Source organism: Cohnella yongneupensis, assembly GCF_042655785.1.
Classification (GTDB): Bacteria; Bacillota; Bacilli; order Paenibacillales; family Paenibacillaceae; genus Cohnella; species Cohnella yongneupensis.
The window spans coordinates 1-16,593 of the sequence record NZ_JBHSNC010000032.1 but is presented as its reverse complement, the minus strand read 5'-3'; the positions used below and the strand labels follow the sequence as shown (position 1 = coordinate 16,593).

Below are 16,593 nucleotides of genomic sequence, written 5' to 3'. Positions count from 1 at the left end.
TCCTCACTCTCAATCCATCAAGTCTCTACCTAACGATGTACTGCCGGTTAACCAATTCGGAGAACAAACTGTTCGCCCAAGCGAACCATGGACGGGAAAACCGTGTCGGATCATCGACATGGAAACCTTCGTGCATGTAGCCGGTTCCGGCATCCGTCGCAATCAGCGTATCGAGAAGGCGCCCAATCTCGCGTTCATCCCGGCTAGTCAGAGCTTGCATCGTCAGCGCAATCGGCCAAATATGTCCAGGCGGCGTATGAGGGCTTCCGATGCCTTCGGCCTTAGTTCCCCGGTAGAAATACGGATTGTCCTTGCTCAGGATAAATTGGCGGGTGTTCTGATAAACAGGATCATCCGAGCTTGCGTAGCCGAGATAAGGAATCGACAGCAGGCTCGGCACGTTCGCGTCATCCATCAGGTTATAATTTCCTCTGCCGTCCGTCTCGTAAGCGTACATTCTTCCGTATACCGGATGGTCCACGATCCCATAGGTTTGAATACCGTTGTCGATCTCATGCCGAAGCGTCCGGGCCATGCGGGCCAGACCTTCGTCTTTCAGCACCGTCACCGCGATTTCCTGTACATACCCGAGCACCACGACCGCGAACATATTCGAAGGGATGAGGTACCCGAAGCGGCACGCATCGTCGCTCGGACGGAAGCCGCTCCAACTCATGCCAGTATAGGCGACAGGGGTGCCTTTGCCGTTATTCGTCAAGGTGTCCGATGTATGACCGTTAACCCGCTGGAAATGGTACGGCGAAGCTTCTTCATGGCGCTGCTCCGTGGCAATCAGCCGAACAATCATCCGTACCGCGCATTGAAAATCGTAGGTAAAGACGCTTTCCTTCCCCGTTTCCTTCCAATACTTATAAATCAGCTCAAGAGGATAGCATAAGGAATCCAGCTCGTATTTGCGTTCCCACACCCACGGATTCCGCTCCGTTTCATCCTCGCCCCAGATGCCGGCTTCGGCCCGCTCATTGAAGGCGTTGGCGTACGGATCCATCAGAATGCATTTGAACTGCCGAGCAATCAGTCCTTCCAAAATTCGCTGAAGCTCTACGTCTTGCGCGGCCAAAGGCAAATACTGCTTCACCTGGGCGCTGGAATCCCGCAACCACATGGCGGGAATGTCGCCGGTAATGACAAAGGCCGTGCCGTCTTCGGACATTCGCACCGTGGTTTGCAGCGTGTTGACATAACAATTTTTGAACAATTCGAGCAGTTTGGGCTGGTCTTTCAATTTACTTTCCGCATTTTCTAGCCAACGCTGCACGCTTGTAGGCAGTTGCATAATTCCGGCCCCTATTTATGAATTTGAAGATGCGCGCCTTCCGGATGATGCTCATAACGGATCAGGAGCGTACCGGACAATTCATCCCATTGATAAGGAATATCCGTCTCTTGGTCGCCCGCACGCAGCGTGATATCCTTCGGCTTGGCCGCACAGCGGATTCGCGCCGCCGCTCGAACTCCGCTCGGTCCCAGAACCGTGAACCGAACAAAATCCCGCTCTTCCGCGAAACTCTCGATTCTTGAAGAACTGGCGATAATCTCGCAATCGTTGGATTCACGGGCACGGTAATCCAAATCAAATAGGAACGCCTGCTCATCCGGACGAACGCAGACCTCGGTCCGGATGGTCAATTGCGGATCCAAAATATCCACATAGCGACCCTCTAGCTTCAGCGGTCCGGAATGAACCGCTTCCTGCATCACCGCGGCAATGACGTACGGCCCTCTGCGGATCATGAAATAATTCGTATCCTCCCACCGCAATTGCGGATCGTTCAGGCTATCCATCCCCTGCCGGACCGCGCTGCGAAGCCTCTCGGCTCCGGCTTTGCTTTCGGCTAACAGCTCGGGGTGAACCGCCATATAGACGAGTACGCCATTGCCGACCGAAGCCGCGCCTTCGGGCATTTGTGCGTCCAACCCCAAACTTTCGAACAGATGCTCACGCGGCGTCCGATATTTCCGCTTCCCCTGATTCCACCATTCTCTGACCGCATGGTATGGATCGCTGTCATCGCCGACATAGATCAAGGCTCCGCCGTCCCTGACCCATTGAGCTAGCGCATTGTGAATATCCGGATATTCCGGTTTCATGAATTCGTAGCTTAGAATCAGCACTTGATAATCGTCCAGATAGCCCGAGAAGCGCCTGATATTGTCCAGCTGCACTGGACGGACGGAAAGTCCATGCTTGATTAGAGGCAACGTCAAACCGTAAAAAGACGAAAAATTGAGCAGCTTGATTGCATATTCGTCTGACAATTCTACCTCGTTCGTGCCGTCGTACTTCATCATGAATCCGGCGGTTTCAACCCCCGGCGATTTACGCTGAAACATAGACGAATCTGCCAGCAGCACGCCGACTCTGGCGCCGTTTCCTAGCAGCTCGACATCGGGCTGATCCATATTTTCCAGCGTGTGCATGATCGTAAGCAGGGTGGTGGCATAATCCGCAGGAATTCCTTCCTTGCCGCTTCGGTCTTCGGAAGGATATTGTCCTTCGAACACCCGCCGCGGCCACGGAGAGACCTCATAGCTCGCCACTCCCGGATGTAGCAGCGACGCGATCAGCGTCTTGAAATAATTTTTTCGGTAATCGCTCCAGGTACGCTTGGGATCGTCTTCGATCGGGTCATGCAGGAACCACATCCGGCGATCCGTGCCGCGGACAAGCTCTTGCATGATGCCGTATTCGAGAAAAGCGGTTTCGAATGTCCGCTCCGCTCGAACACCCTCGTAAACGTTGGCCGTACGGGATGTACCCGTCCAGATTTGCGCGATGTATCCGTTAATAGTAGGGATGTCGAGAAGCCGGGACTCCGGGCTGATAATCCGCCACTGCGAGTAGTTGATCAGGCTGTGGGTCGGCACATAAAACCGCAGCGGCCGACCGTACCTAACCAGAGAATACTCCTTTAGCGCCGAGCAGAGACGGTCCAGACAGCGGGTATACAAATACGCCTTCAGTTTGGATGCGCGGTATTGGGCATCCACCGATCCGTCCGGATCCATCCACGGCTCGTTATAATAATTTCGCCACTCTCGCTTGAACGCTTCCGAATAGCCGGCTTCCACCCAAAATTCAGGCTCCTCCAGGTGGATGGCTTCCACCCCGGCATCCACCGCTGGCCGAATCCGTTGAATTAAATAATTCGAATAGGCAACGGTCGGCACCATATATGGAATATCCTCCGACGTGCCGTGGATGACCGTTTCCCCGCTTTGATAGGTTTGCGCCTCGTCCCAATGAGAGCGGCCGTCAAACTGCCCATTCAGGTAATCCTGATAACCGCCCCAGGACACCCCCGTCATCAAGTGCACCTGGTAGCCCCGATCCGCCCACTGCCGGATCCGCTCCGGCATGGAAGGACCGATTCCGTAGACCATCACGAAGTCCGTCTGAAGGTCATACCTTTCTCCGTAACCGCCACCTTCCTGAAAGCCGGTCCGTTCCCGCTCCCGATTGCTCTTCATAAGTCGGCAACTCCTCTCTGTTTGACGCTATTTGGTGATCGCCACGATAAGAGTCTTGATTTCGAACGGCGCGAATTCCAATTCCACTTCGGAAGCCTTTTCCCGAAGCAGCCCAATCGGCTCTTCCATGAGGTTCGCCTCTTCGATAGATGCGCAGGGGAGACCGAAGGAAATCTTGGTCCGAGCATGAGTTCCTGCCGTTTCAAAGAGCCGGAAGATCAAGCGATCGCTATCTTCCGCCTTTTTCACAGTTTCGAGCATGACCCGCTGATTATCGATTGCGATCAATTGCACCGGCTTGTGACTGCCGACTCTGTCCGTTCGTCCTTCCGTCAACGTAAGCGGAACGTTCAGCTCGTAGCCTTTGCGAGTGACGCCTGCATCTATCAGATTACCTTCGTGCGGATAGAGTGCATAGGTGAACGAGTGGCGCGCGCGGTCTGCCAGCGGATCGGGATAAGGCGGGCTTCGCAACAGATTCAGATCGATGACGCGCCCCCGGACGCTGTGTCCGTATTTGCTGTCATTAAGCAGAGCCACGCCGTAATCGTACTGGGAAAGATCAATATAGTGATGAGCGCAAATTTCGTCCTTCGCGAACTCTATCATCGTATTGCGGGTGGTCGGCCGCTTGACGAACCCGAACTGAATATCGCAATTGACTTCATCGGAAAAAACGTTCACAGGGAACGCGACCCGCAGCATTTTGCCGGATTCCTTCCATTCCGCCTCGGTTTCAAACCGAAGAACATTCTCTCCTGCCGTCAATACGATCTTCTGTTTCAGCGAGGATTCCCCGTACTGATAAGTCTGCTCCAAAACCGCATGAGGTCCCTCTACATAAGCCTCATTCTTAGCCAGTTTCATCGTACCGGCCAATCGATCTCGGAAATCTTGCGGGAAATCCCATGCATCGCCGTCGTCATGATAGATCGTGAATACGTTAGCAGCCTCACCCGGATAGACGGCTTCCCGTCGGTGCTTTTTATCATACAAGGACACAAGATGCCCCTCTGCGTTAAAGCGAGCGACTAACGCGTCGTTCTCCAACTCCCGTTCGCTAGCCGACATTCCAGCGACCGACGTTTCCCGGATTGCCTCTTTCACGGAGAGACCGCTCATCGCCGGGACGGCGACTTTATGCCAATCTTCACCCTGCTTGATCCAGGCATCCCGCTCCCAAGGCAGCGAATTGAATACCGCCGCTTCTCCGTTCCAACCCGAAAGGCCTGCAAGACGCTCATATGCTTCCTTGGTCAATGCGGAGACTTCTTCATAGAGAACAGCGTACCGCTCCAACGATTCATCATAGACTCTCGTAATCGAAGAGCCCGGCAAAATATCGTGAAATTGATAGAGCAAAACTTCTTTCCAAATCTGCTCCAGCTTGTCGGCTGGATAAGGGACTCCATCCAGCGCCCAAAGCAGGGAAGATACATATTCGAGCTCCCGCAGCCCTTTTTCCAGCTTACGGTTGTACCATTTATTCCGCCCTTGCGTGGTCAGCGTACCCTGGTGCTTCTCCAGATACAGCTCGCCCTTGTAGGTCTGGAACCGATCCGCTTCCCGCTCAAGCTTATGGAAGAAAGCAAGGGAGCTTTCCTGAACGACTTGAGGAAGACCGGACAAGTTCTTCTCGCGCGCAAGACGCTCCAAATGCTCTTCGCCCGGACCTCCGCCGCCGTCACCGATACCGAATAGCATAAGCGCATGTCCGGAGACGTTGCGATCTAGGTAGCTGCTCTCGATCTTGACCAACGACCTAGGCGCCGCGGGACTGTTGTAGGTATCTTCGGGAGGCAGATGAGTTAGCACCCGTGTTCCGTCAATTCCCTCCCAGAAGAAGCTGTGATGCGGGTGGGCGTTATACGCGCTCCACGACAGCTTCTGCGTCATCATATAATCCACGCCGGATTTCTTCAGCAACTGCGGAAGGCTTCCGCTATAGCCGAAAACGTCCGGCAGCCAGAGAACTTTCATTTCCTTGCCGAATTCCTGCTGAAAGAATCGCTTGCCGTATAAAATTTGCCGGATCAAGGCTTCTCCGCCGGAGACGTTCGTATCCGGCTCCACCCACATGGCGCCCTGCGCTTCCCAGCGGCCTTCTTTGATCCGTTCCTTGACTTGCTCGTACAGCTCCGGATATTGATCTTTCATCCATTGATAAAGCTGCGGCTGGCTGGCTCCGAACACGTAATCCGGATATTCCTCCATATTGCGCAGCGCCGTGGCGAACGTTCGAGCCCCTTTACGTACGGTCTCGCGGATCGGCCACAACCAGGCGAGGTCGATGTGAGCATGCCCGATCGCGCTCACTTCCAGCGCCGGGTCTCCGCCTTTGCGCTCTAGCTCCCGCTTCAGCATATCCGATGCCTTGCCGGCGGTTTCCGGATTAATCTCGGCAATAACGAGCGATGCCTCGTACAAAGTTTGCACGACTTGCGACTTGCGCGCGCTCGTATCCGGCAATTGCTCCGCAAGCTCGGACAACACTTCCCAATCAAAATATAAATGTCTGTAATTCTCATTACAGATCGCAATATTCGCTTCCTTGATCGTTCCGTCTTTAAAATTGCCGAATAAATCGTTGCAGGCTCCATCGGCCCATAGATCGACGGTTTCCCCGCCTTCCGCGCAAGCGCTGACTTCCACTACCCGTTTCCCAGGCAAACCCAGGGTCAAATCAAATGTTGAATTCTTGGTCGTAAGTCCTCGGTAAGGGATCCCGTTCTTATCGACGACTAACATTTCACCGTGAATGTCCAATAGCAGGACGACTTTCTTCCCCTTGGCTGCCGCAGGCACTTTCCCTTCAAAACGAAACCATGCGCAGTCCCATAATTCCGCCCATTTGTCCCCGACTCGCAATGTACCGGTCGGCGTTCCGTTCGTCCGCTCTGCGTAAGGAACCGGCTCCTTGGTTACCCAGGCATGAACCGTAAGTTCCCCGATCGGTTCATAGATCGCATCGAGCAAGCGGGAGAGCGCTGATTTTGCCTTGTCCAACATGATCTTCTTAGCCTCGTATGGCATTCAAACTCCCCCATTTAACCGCAAAATAATCTGGAAAGCAGAGATCGGAAATTCCGCTCTCTGCTTTCTCTTCGGTTCTCAATGTTATTTCGTGATTGCTTCCGCCTTCTGCTGAGCATCATCCAAAATCGCTTGAATGTCGCCTTTCGTCATTAGCGACTTAACAACGGCGTCTCCGAACAATTGCCATACTTTCGAGCTGTCCTTAGCAAAAGTAGGAAGGCCTTGTACGTTACCGCTCATTGCGAGGTAGTGCGTATATAGATCTGGGTGCTTCGCTTTATAATCATCCGATTCAGCAATCTTCTTAAGAACAGGAGAACGGACATTGGAGTCAGCTATAAGTTGTTGAATCTCGTCGCTATACATTGCGCGGATATATTCAAATGCCGCTCCCTTGTTCTTGGAATCCTTCGGTACGGAAGTAAAGGCAGCGCCGATGGTGATATCCCCCGGTTTACCATTTGGAGACAGCGGAATTGGAGCCATGCCGACATCAATGTTCTTATTCTTCGATTGTTGGGCAGCCCATGGACCATCGATCAGATAGGCAAGCTGACCTTTGTACCAAGCATCGAAATAAGCGCCTTCGCTCGTATTCACCATAAGTCCTGCTGGATGCTCGGCGTTCAGCTCGCGAAGCAAGGATACCGTCTCGACGTTTTGCGCCGTGTTGAAGGCCGGTTGACCGTTATCCGCGAAGCCACCGCCGTTAATCATCATAAGTGCGCCGTAGCGGAGGTATCCGCCAAAGTTTGCTCCGGCATAAACGCCGCCGCCATAAAATTGGTCATTGCCAGCAGCGGTTACTTTTTGGCTATTTTCGAGCAGCTCCGCCCAAGTTGTCGGTGCTTTCTCCGGATCAAGGCCCGCTTTCTTAACCAGATCCTTATTCCAGAACAGGCTGCTTACGCCAGGTTGAGCGGCCAAGCCATAGATCTTGCCGTCAAACTCCATTGGTTTCCATGCGGCATCCGCTACATTCTGGCGAATGTCGTTGGCGAGATCGTCAGGGAACGGCTCAAGCAAACCTTGTTGAGCGAAGCCAGGCATTTGGGTTTCCCCAACGATGATATCCGGCATATTTTTAGCAAGGAACCCTGCGGTTTGCTTCTGGATGAGCGCTTCGCCCCATCCCCAGTCTTGCATTTCAACGTTGATTCCTTTTTCATTCAGTTTGTTATACATGAAGGTTTGATACCGCAAAGTGAAAGTATCGTTATTAAATGCATTCCCGGGAGTATAAGCAGTGTCTGCTCCCTTGTCCTTCAGTTCTTTTTCCTTGGATTTAAGCAAATCTTCAAGCTTGCCCACTCCGATACCCGTTGCGCCTTCGGTAAGAGCTGTGATCAATACTGGCTCCGCGGGTGTCTCCGAGGATGCTGGTGCCGGCGTGCTTGCGCTTTCCGTGCTCGCAGGCTGCGACGACGCCGGACTGGAGCTTTCGTTTGCATTGGAATTGTTGTTGCCGCAAGCAGCAAGGCTCGCCGAGACAAGAGCCAATGCCATGCCGACAACTATCGTACGTTTTTTCATTTGTACCCCTCCAAAGATTTTTTGGTATGCGCTTTCAAATAAAACATATCACATATTATTGTTCTATTCAATATGTTTTATATATGTCATTTCATGTTGAATTTTTAACCTTTAACTCCTGTGTTCGCCAAACCCTGTACGATGTATTTCTGGAAGAAGAAGAAAATCAGCAAGGCAGGAAGCGTCGTGCCAAGACCAAGGGTGATGATGAGCGGGTAGTTAGGCGTACCGAAAGGCCCTAAGGCTGCCGAAGATAGCTTGGTAATAGCAGACGGCAACGTTTGCATATGATCGCTATTCGTATAGAAGAACGGGGTTACGAAATCGTTCCAAGTACCGAGCGCCGTCGTAATGGCGATATAAGCCATAATCGGGAGCTGCAACGGGAACATAATCTGAAAAATAATTCGAAATGTACCTGCGCCGTCCACTTTGGCGGCTTCGTCCAGTTCAATCGGCACCTTCTCCAACGATTGTTTGACCAGAAACGTTCCCATGATATTGATTGCCGGTCCGCCCAAGAAGTACACCCACCAAGTATCCAGAAGCCCCGAACCGCCGGTGAAGATGTCGTTTCCGCCCGCATATGGCCAACGCGCCAGCTGCAGGTAAGTAGGAATAAGCGCGATCGTCGTCGGAATCATTTGCGTCGCGAGCATTCCAAGGAACAGGGCATCGCGGCCCTTAAATCGCAACCTCGCGAACGCGTAACCGCCAAGAAAAGAAGTTAATACCGCAAAAAAAGTATTGTAGACGGTACGAATAACGGAGTTTCTCAAATAGATCTGGATAGATGAATCCGTCGAGCCGAACACAAGGATCTTATAGTTAAAAAGCGTCGGCTCATTCGGAATCGGAAAAAAGCCAAGAACTCTGCCGGTAAACTCATCTTTCGTAAAGAACCCGCTCATCACCATGAAGATCAAGGGGTAAAGCAACAGGAACCCGCAACCTGCGAGCACAACATGCGCAAACAACTTGCTGATATTAAATTTACGGGGACGTTTCACCGAGACGGATGCAGTTGTCACGATCTATTTCCCCCTCTTCTTTATTGGAATCGTATTGCTCCGGTCTTCACGCATCGATTTACGATAGTAAAGCGACGTTGCGATGAAGACGATGGCAGCCATCACTAGAGACGACGCACCTGCCATGCCGAGGTTAAAGTCCCAGAAAGCATCACGGTAAATCCGGAACACCAGAACCTCCGTTTTGCCGTAAGGTCCGCCTCCTGTAATAAACATGACCTGCTCGTATATTTGAATAGCTCCGATCAGACTCGTTATCACAATAAAGGTTGCGATCGGCTTCAATCCCGGGATCGTCACGTACTTCAACTTGCCCCACTTGCCGGCACCGTCAATTTCCGCGGCTTCGTACAAGGTGGCATCAACAGATTGCAGGCCGGCCAACCAAATAAGGGCGGCTCCGCCAACGCCTTTCCAGACCGAATATACGACGATCCAGAACACGCTCCAAGGGACGGAAAATTGCCAAATAATCGGGTCATGACCGATTGATTTCAGGAAGTTGTTGATGACGCCGTTCGTAGGGTCAAGAAAGAAATTGAAAATCTGAGTGGTTGCAACGGTAGAAGTTACCGCCGGAATATACCAGATCGAACGATAGATTCCTTTGCCGAAGATAGGCATATTCATCAAAAGAGCAGCGCCAAATCCAGCCAAAAGGGTCGTTACCGCTACCAGCGCCCCCAACCAGATAGATCGCCATAGTGCTTCGTAATACATTGGATCTTTGAAAAAGCGGATAAAATTGTCGAACCCCGTGAACTTCGGATGCGCCTGGATGCCTACCCAATCGAAGAATCCTAGTCCGAAACCGAATAGGGTCGGAAATCCGCTGACAACCATCCACCATGACAGCATTGGCCCCAAAATGACGGTTGCCATCAGCGCATCCCGATGGCGCACAAGAAAGCGCTTAAATTTTGTTTGTTGCAGTGGTACAGATTGTGCCATCCTTTCCCCCTCCAATCACCTTGTTTGCAATATCTAATATATATAATATTAATATGTCAGTCAACAACCTCTCAGAATAAATAACAAGAACAGCCTGTTATCCCTAGATAAACCTATACTTTTGTCAATCACCACCTTCAACAAGTTCTCCATATTCATATCGCATTTATTGACTGTTAATAATAATGAATATATCATATTTGTATATAGAATGATTTAAAAATCGAAAGGATGATAAACAATGAAGTCTACGCTTCGTCCACCTGCCGTTCCATTGATCACCATCGATCCCTATTTCAGCGTATGGTCTACAGCCGATCGCCTTACGGATGACTTTACGAGACACTGGACCGGCCGACGGAATGCCTTAACCGGGTTGATTCGCATTGACGGCAAGACGTTGAGGTTTATCGGCAAGGTTGAACCGAATGCGGAAGGGTATTTCACCGAACCGGAGCCCATGCATCAAACCTCGTTGCACGTAACTGCATTAAGCACGGTGTATGTTTTTGAAGCAGAAGGCGTTTGTCTGAAAGCGCATTTCACAAGTCCATTGTTGTTAGACGATTTTGAGCTATTATCTCGCCCGGCCAGCTATTTGAAGTTGTCGGTCTCCTCCCTTGACGGCAAAGCACATGAAGTGCAAGTCTATCTGGACGTTACCGGCGAGTGGTGCGTCGATACCAGTGATCAAGAGGTTGTGGGCAAAACGGAATCTGAAAGAGTTTATACGCTGCTTCAATTCCAAAATGCAGTCCAGAATCCGCTTTCCAGATCCGGAGACGATATCCGGATCGATTGGGGAGACTTCTATCTGGCAACGGAGAGCGGCGAATCCGTTGACAGCGGATTTGGTCTTGTGGGTAATCGGATGGATTTCGTTCGTCAGGGAACGGCAAATCTGAGCGAGTCTGCGAGCGAGCCGCGTGCGGTTAGAGATCAAACGCCTATGATGGCGTTTGTGTGGAATTGCGGTGAACTTCCCGTCAGCGGCAAAGAAATATCTAAGCTCTATGTACTCGCATATAACGACAAAGTTTCGATTGAGTATTTCGGCAACCGTCTAAAGGGGCTTTGGACGCGGAGCGGAACGAGCGCTTCGGCCATGATTGCAGCCGCCTTCCTCGAATATCCGTCCATTATGGAGCGCTGCGATGCGTTCGACCGGATGATCAGGGAGAAAGGAGAGCAGGCGGGAGGCAAGAGCTATGCGGATCTGCTGGACTTAGTCTATCGCCAAGCAATCGCGGCGCATAAGCTCGTTGAGGATAAAGAAGGCAATCTGTTGTTCCTCTCCAAAGAGTGCTTCAGCAACGGCTGTGTCGCCACCGTCGACGTCAGCTACCCCTCGATGCCGTTATTTCTTTTATTTGCACCGGAGCTAGTCAGAGGCATGATGCGTCCGATTTTCAAATTTGCCGCCAGCGACTTATGGAAGTTTGAATTCGCTCCTCATGATATCGGGCAATATCCGCTGGCAAACGGCCAAGTGTACGGGATGGAGAGCGAAGCTGGTCAAATGCCGATCGAGGAGTGCGGCAATATGTTGATTATGATGGCCGCCGTGTGCAAAGCCGAACAGTCGACTGCTTTTGCCGAGGAGCATTGGGACGTCCTTACGAAGTGGGTTAATTATTTATTGAAGCATGGACTGGATCCCGAGAATCAGCTTTGTACGGACGATTTCGCCGGTCATCTTGCTCACAATGCGAACCTTTCTATTAAGGCGATTATGGGCATCGCAAGCTATGGCATCCTCTGCGGGATGCGCGGAGACAAGGAGCAGGAACGCCACTTCCGGTCACTAGCTCGGGAGATGGCAGGAGAGTGGATCAAGCTCGCCAAGGAAGGCGACCATTATCAGCTTGCGTTCGGATCCGAAGGCTCCTGGAGCTTGAAATACAATCTAGTCTGGGATCAGCTTTTCCGAGCCGACATCTTCCCCGAGGAAGTGGCACGGAAAGAAGTGGCATGGTATTTGCAACAACAAGACCGCTATGGCGTCCCGTTAGATAGCAGAGAACATTACACAAAGGCAGATTGGCTCATCTGGGCGGCATCGCTGGCTGAACGTGAAGAAGACTTCAAGTCTCTGATCGAACCGCTGTGGTTCTATGCGAATGAAACGCCCGACCGAAAGCCGCTGACGGATTGGTGCGACACCCTTAACGCCCGCTGGATAAACTTTCAGCATCGCAGCGTGGTCGGCGGATTTTTTATCCAAATCCTCAAAAAAGAATGGGTAAAAGGCTAGAAAACAGGAGGAAAATAAGTGAAGAAGAAAATCGGGCTCATCGTTGGACTTGGTCTAATCATTGTTATTATTGCCGTCGCGGCCCTATGGCTTAGGCCGGATAAGAAGGAAGGGATACGTTGGCCTCAGAAACAAGCGCTTCCTTCGTTTCCGCCCCCTGCCGATCTGCTCGACCTGGTCAGCCTGAACAGCAAGCTAATCTATGAAGGAGAAGATCCGCAGAACGGACAGACGACCGGCAAAGCCGATGGAGACGGCTGGCTCGCCGTTGTCGGTACCGATAAAGCCGAAGAGCTGATACTAGATGTCAAGGACATCACCGAAGTGCCGACCGGCGATACCAAAGCCGCATTTAATCTAAGTGTGGATAAGTTTTCCGATAAGAATGGGATTGTCGCCAAGCTAGAGATCAGGGATCAAAAGACGGACACGATACTGGGATCGTTGGAGGTGTCCAACTGGGACTTTACGCAGGAGAATGCCTCCCAAACTTTTGAAGTTCCGCTCACCGCGCCCGATTCCACGCACCCGCTCGAACTACGGGTTTTTTGGACAGGGAAATCCTCGATGAAGCTTTACGACGTGTCGTTCCAATCTCCAAGGAGAGCTGATGAAGTCGCCATGTTTGAATCCTTAAGAGGGGTCGTCAACCACACCGAACCGCGCATCTACGACCAGGACAAATCGGGCACCTACTGGCTTGACGCCCTCGGTTTATCTTACACGCGAATCAAGAATAACTGGCAGTTGATGGATAAGTACCTCTCGGAAGTCAATGGAATTGTCGTCTACGACCCGGAAGTTCCGGACACCTACAATTTGGCGACGACTATTGCCGGGTTAAAGAATGCTATCGTTGCCGCCCCTTCCTTGCTAGAACAGCTGACTTCCAGTCCGTACAATTTGCCTATACTTGAAGATTTGCGCGGGAAATTCAAGTCGAAACTCGACGTCTATAATTATCTCTATGACTCGTACTGGCCCAAGACTACGCATCGGGTTTTGGTTGGACTCACCCCGGATTTAAAAACCAATTTACGAGAGTATGCCATGGGGATTCAGGCGTCGGTCGTTTGGCTGAACCCGGCCGTCCCCGAGGAAGAGGCGATCCTGAACAAATTCATGGCGGATATGCCGTATGGAACCGGTCTTTATCTTGGCTGGTGGCCAGATGAAGGAACCGGCGTGACCAAAACCTCCGAATTCGGACTGGCGACGGTAGCGGCCGATTTCTCGTCCAACCTGTCCGTGCTGAGCGGAACGTCCCGGAAAATCACGCCCCCGAAAACTCCCGTCAAACCGCGGTTGGAGAACAAGGTTTATGTGACTTACATTGTGAGCGACGGCGACAATCTGCAGTATGTCGAAGGCTCCCTTCCTAGGTTTTGGGAAACTCCGAACAGGGGAGAAATTCCGATCGGCTGGACGGTATCCCCCTTGATGGTAGACGCCATGCCCGGCGTCCTGGATTATCTCAACAGAACCGCTACGGATAACGACGCTCTGATCTCAGGACCATCCGGAATGGGATATACGTATCCGAACATGTGGACGGATCAGAAGGGACTGGATCTCTTCTTCTCGCGGACGAACGATTACATGTCGCGCTCCGGAATGAGGGTGCTTACCGTCTGGAATACCGTCGTTGGGACTACAAATCCGAATGTAGGCAAGAGCATCGCCGAGCATGCGCCCTCCTTGCTCGGATTTACTTCCCAAGGCAATACGGGAGTGATTACGGTATACAAGGACTCTATGCCCGGTCAAGAACTCCAAAAAGGGTACGGGTCGTCCGAGTCGGATCTTACAACGTATGTAGAGTCCGCCATGAAGAAATGGGATCATAAGTCGCCCCTCTTCATTGGTATTCAGGCTCAACCTTGGTCCGTCTCTTATCAGAATTTCGTTAACGCGTACCATTACTTTAAAGACAACAAGGACATCTCCATTGTTCGACCGGACGTCTATTTTCAATTGGTACGCGAATCCAATCATCTGTCGATCGATTCTCGAAAATGAATACCAGTTGACTAAAAGCTATAAATGATATATTATTTCTACAGTAATACTCGATATTTAGGAGAAATCAGCGATGAATAATGATCGGCAACCGCTTTATATCCAAATTCAGGATTATTTCAAAGAACGGATAACTACACAGTTGCTGAGACCGAACGATAAAATCCCTTCAGAGAAGGAACTGATGGAGCAATTCGGCGTCAGCCGGATTACGGTGGCCAATGCATTGGTGCAGCTCGCCAAAGAGGGATGGATCTACCGCATTCCCGGCAGGGGCAGCTTTGTGAACAAATTGGTCGACGCACGGGTCATTAAGTCCGATACGGCCCTGCCCTATCAGCAGGATGAGCGTATGCAAACGGATTATTTGCCGACCAAAAGCTTGTATGCCGACGACTTGCCCGCTAGGCAGCACGAGGGTGAGAAGAGGAAGACGGTCTGCCTCATTATCCCGACGATCGAAGACTATTTTGCGCTTCGTCTTATATCCGGCATCAATGAAGTATTGATCAACGAGGGGTATTCCTTGTTCATCGCCATCAGCAATAACTCGATTGAAACCGAAAAAAATCTGATCAGAGAATGTTTGGCTAATGAAACGTCCGGGCTTCTTATCTTCCCTTGCGATGCAGAGATGTATAATGAAGAGATACTGGCCCTCAAGATGTCTAATTATCCTTTCGTGCTCATTGACCGCTATCTGGCGGGCGTTGACACCAATTTTGTCTACACCGACGGCTTGAACGGCGCCAGGTTGGCCGTGAACTACCTATGGGAGTTAGGGCACCGGGATATTGCCATTTGCTCGGATACGCCGCTACCGACGATCACGGTTAGCGATCGAATCAACGGCTATTTTGAAGCGATGAAAGAACAGGGAGCGATGATCAACTCGGCGATGATCCTGACCGATTTCAAGGTGGACTATTCCACCATTAGAGAGGACCATCCCTTATACCGGTTCATCTTCAACCGGATGGCGAGCGCATATGTTACCCTCAATGCCAGACTTGGAGTGTATATTTCCAATGTAGCCAAACAAATCGGACTTAAGGTTCCTGAAGATATCTCAATCTTGACCTTCGACGACCCTTCATCCGGTTATGATGAATTTGGTTCTTTCACCCATATTTCTCAATCGGAATCTAGAATGGGCAGGGAAGCGACCGCCATCCTCATGAATCTGCTGAAGAACAAGGATAATCCGGTCAAGTATAGCAAAGTTGTACTTCAGCCTGAAATCGTCGTTCGTTCGTCAACAGGAACGTTCCATCCGTCTAAATAAACATGCGAACCGTATCTGGCGCGCCTCCCATAAAAGATCGAAGAACCTCACCGTTGTGCGGTTCTTTTTGTTTTAGGCAGGAGCGCAATTCGTACCAATAAAACAATCGACCGCCCCGAAGGGTGGCCGATTGAACTTACGCGGAACAACTTTATCGCCGATTAAAGCCGTTCCCGATACCGGGGTAATCCGATGTCCGGCTTTCGGGCGAAGAAGGCGCGGCGTATCCGGGATATACGGCATGTGGATGCTGGGCTTGCCCGGCATCCACATGCCGTTGCTGCGGCTTAGGTACGCAGTCTACCGGCGGACCGATCGTCGTCGTACTCTTAATCGGCGCGAGCGCTTGCGCGATGAGCGCTTCATCGAGGCAATACGTGTGCGCGAGCATGTTTCTCGGGGCTAACCTGAGGAAATCGGACACGGCGATAAATTCGGGAACGGGCGCATCGAAGATCGCAAGCAGATGCGTATTGTCCTCCGTCGCCAGCTCCCAGTGGAACCAACCCTGAGGAATGTTGGCGACCTGGCCGGGAGCGATTTTAAAGTTCAGCACGGTCTTCGTGAACGGATTCAGAATAGAGACGATTTCCCCGCCGGCAATGCAATAGACCAGCTCCGATGCGTTCTGATGAATATGCGGCTCGACCACATTCCCACGTGACATGTAAATATCGAGCAGCGATACGTTGCCGAGCGTGTTCAGCTGGTCGATTCCGAGGGCGTTAATGTAATTTCTCCCGTCTTTCGTGAACGACCGATTCTTACTTAGATCGAAAAAATATTGCACGCTTGGAGAGGTGAAATCCATATAGGACACAGCCATTTGCCTTACCTCCCGATTGTGGATTCATCTTTACAAAGCGTATTCCCGCCGGCGCGAAATCATGGCTCTTAAATCAACTTCCCCGCCCACAGCATCCTAAAATCGAGTAGATAGGGGCGGCAAGCCCCTGACCTCTCACACCACCGTACATGCGGGTCCGCATACG

The 16,593-nt window shown here is 51.4% G+C and carries 10 protein-coding genes; 3 read left to right on the top strand and 7 right to left on the bottom strand.

Annotated features, from left to right (window positions below):
* Window positions 1-25: 25 nt before the first annotated feature.
* The 6 genes from ACFPQ4_RS10810 to ACFPQ4_RS10785 form a co-directional block, all read right to left on the bottom strand.
* Window positions 26-1,297 (bottom strand): glycoside hydrolase family 125 protein, encoded by a 1,272-nt coding sequence (locus ACFPQ4_RS10810; RefSeq protein ID WP_378111868.1) that lies wholly within the window; start codon window positions 1,295-1,297, stop codon window positions 26-28.
* 11 nt (window positions 1,298-1,308) lie between these two features.
* Window positions 1,309-3,492 carry a hypothetical protein gene (locus ACFPQ4_RS10805; protein ID WP_378111867.1) on the bottom strand — a complete coding sequence of 728 codons (2,184 nt, stop codon included), beginning with the start codon at window positions 3,490-3,492 and terminating at the stop codon, window positions 1,309-1,311.
* Between the two features lie 27 nt (window positions 3,493-3,519).
* A complete protein-coding gene (locus ACFPQ4_RS10800; protein WP_378111866.1) occupies window positions 3,520-6,525 on the bottom strand; it encodes an alpha-mannosidase in 3,006 nt (1,001 codons plus the stop codon).
* Window positions 6,526-6,609: 84 nt separating this feature from the next.
* Window positions 6,610-8,061 carry an extracellular solute-binding protein gene (locus ACFPQ4_RS10795; RefSeq protein ID WP_378111865.1) on the bottom strand — a complete coding sequence of 484 codons (1,452 nt, stop codon included), beginning with the start codon at window positions 8,059-8,061 and terminating at the stop codon, window positions 6,610-6,612.
* Window positions 8,062-8,165: 104 nt separating this feature from the next.
* Window positions 8,166-9,092 (bottom strand): carbohydrate ABC transporter permease, encoded by a 927-nt coding sequence (locus tag ACFPQ4_RS10790; protein WP_378111864.1) that lies wholly within the window; start codon window positions 9,090-9,092, stop codon window positions 8,166-8,168.
* Between the two features lie 3 nt (window positions 9,093-9,095).
* Window positions 9,096-10,043, bottom strand: coding sequence for a carbohydrate ABC transporter permease (locus tag ACFPQ4_RS10785; protein ID WP_378111862.1), 948 nt, complete (start codon window positions 10,041-10,043; stop codon window positions 9,096-9,098).
* A gap of 241 nt (window positions 10,044-10,284) precedes the next feature.
* On the opposite strand from ACFPQ4_RS10785, the gene ACFPQ4_RS10780 reads away from it, so the two are divergent.
* The 3 genes from ACFPQ4_RS10780 (at window position 10,285) to ACFPQ4_RS10770 (ending at window position 15,601) form a co-directional block, all read left to right on the top strand.
* Window positions 10,285-12,297: a glutaminase family protein gene (locus ACFPQ4_RS10780; protein WP_378111861.1), complete on the top strand. Its 2,013-nt coding sequence runs from the start codon at window positions 10,285-10,287 to the stop codon at window positions 12,295-12,297.
* Window positions 12,298-12,315: 18 nt separating this feature from the next.
* Complete coding sequence (locus tag ACFPQ4_RS10775) at window positions 12,316-14,316, top strand: hypothetical protein (RefSeq protein ID WP_378111859.1); 2,001 nt, start codon at window positions 12,316-12,318, stop codon at window positions 14,314-14,316.
* A gap of 73 nt (window positions 14,317-14,389) precedes the next feature.
* Window positions 14,390-15,601 (top strand): GntR family transcriptional regulator, encoded by a 1,212-nt coding sequence (locus ACFPQ4_RS10770; protein WP_378111858.1) that lies wholly within the window; start codon window positions 14,390-14,392, stop codon window positions 15,599-15,601.
* A gap of 151 nt (window positions 15,602-15,752) precedes the next feature.
* Here ACFPQ4_RS10770 and ACFPQ4_RS10765 read toward each other — a convergent pair whose 3' ends face one another.
* Window positions 15,753-16,427 carry a cupin domain-containing protein gene (locus ACFPQ4_RS10765; RefSeq protein ID WP_378111857.1) on the bottom strand — a complete coding sequence of 225 codons (675 nt, stop codon included), beginning with the start codon at window positions 16,425-16,427 and terminating at the stop codon, window positions 15,753-15,755.
* Window positions 16,428-16,593 lie beyond the last annotated feature (166 nt).

Coding starts and splice junctions, on each gene's coding strand:
- ACFPQ4_RS10810 (WP_378111868.1), bottom strand. CDS start 1,297: ATGCAACTGCCTACAAGCGTGCAGCGTTGGCTAGAAAATGCGGAAAGT.
- ACFPQ4_RS10805 (WP_378111867.1), bottom strand. CDS start 3,492: ATGAAGAGCAATCGGGAGCGGGAACGGACCGGCTTTCAGGAAGGTGGC.
- ACFPQ4_RS10800 (WP_378111866.1), bottom strand. CDS start 6,525: ATGCCATACGAGGCTAAGAAGATCATGTTGGACAAGGCAAAATCAGCG.
- ACFPQ4_RS10795 (WP_378111865.1), bottom strand. CDS start 8,061: ATGAAAAAACGTACGATAGTTGTCGGCATGGCATTGGCTCTTGTCTCG.
- ACFPQ4_RS10785 (WP_378111862.1), bottom strand. CDS start 10,043: ATGGCACAATCTGTACCACTGCAACAAACAAAATTTAAGCGCTTTCTT.
- ACFPQ4_RS10780 (WP_378111861.1), top strand. CDS start 10,285: ATGAAGTCTACGCTTCGTCCACCTGCCGTTCCATTGATCACCATCGAT.
- ACFPQ4_RS10770 (WP_378111858.1), top strand. CDS start 14,390: ATGAATAATGATCGGCAACCGCTTTATATCCAAATTCAGGATTATTTC.
- ACFPQ4_RS10765 (WP_378111857.1), bottom strand. CDS start 16,427: ATGGCTGTGTCCTATATGGATTTCACCTCTCCAAGCGTGCAATATTTT.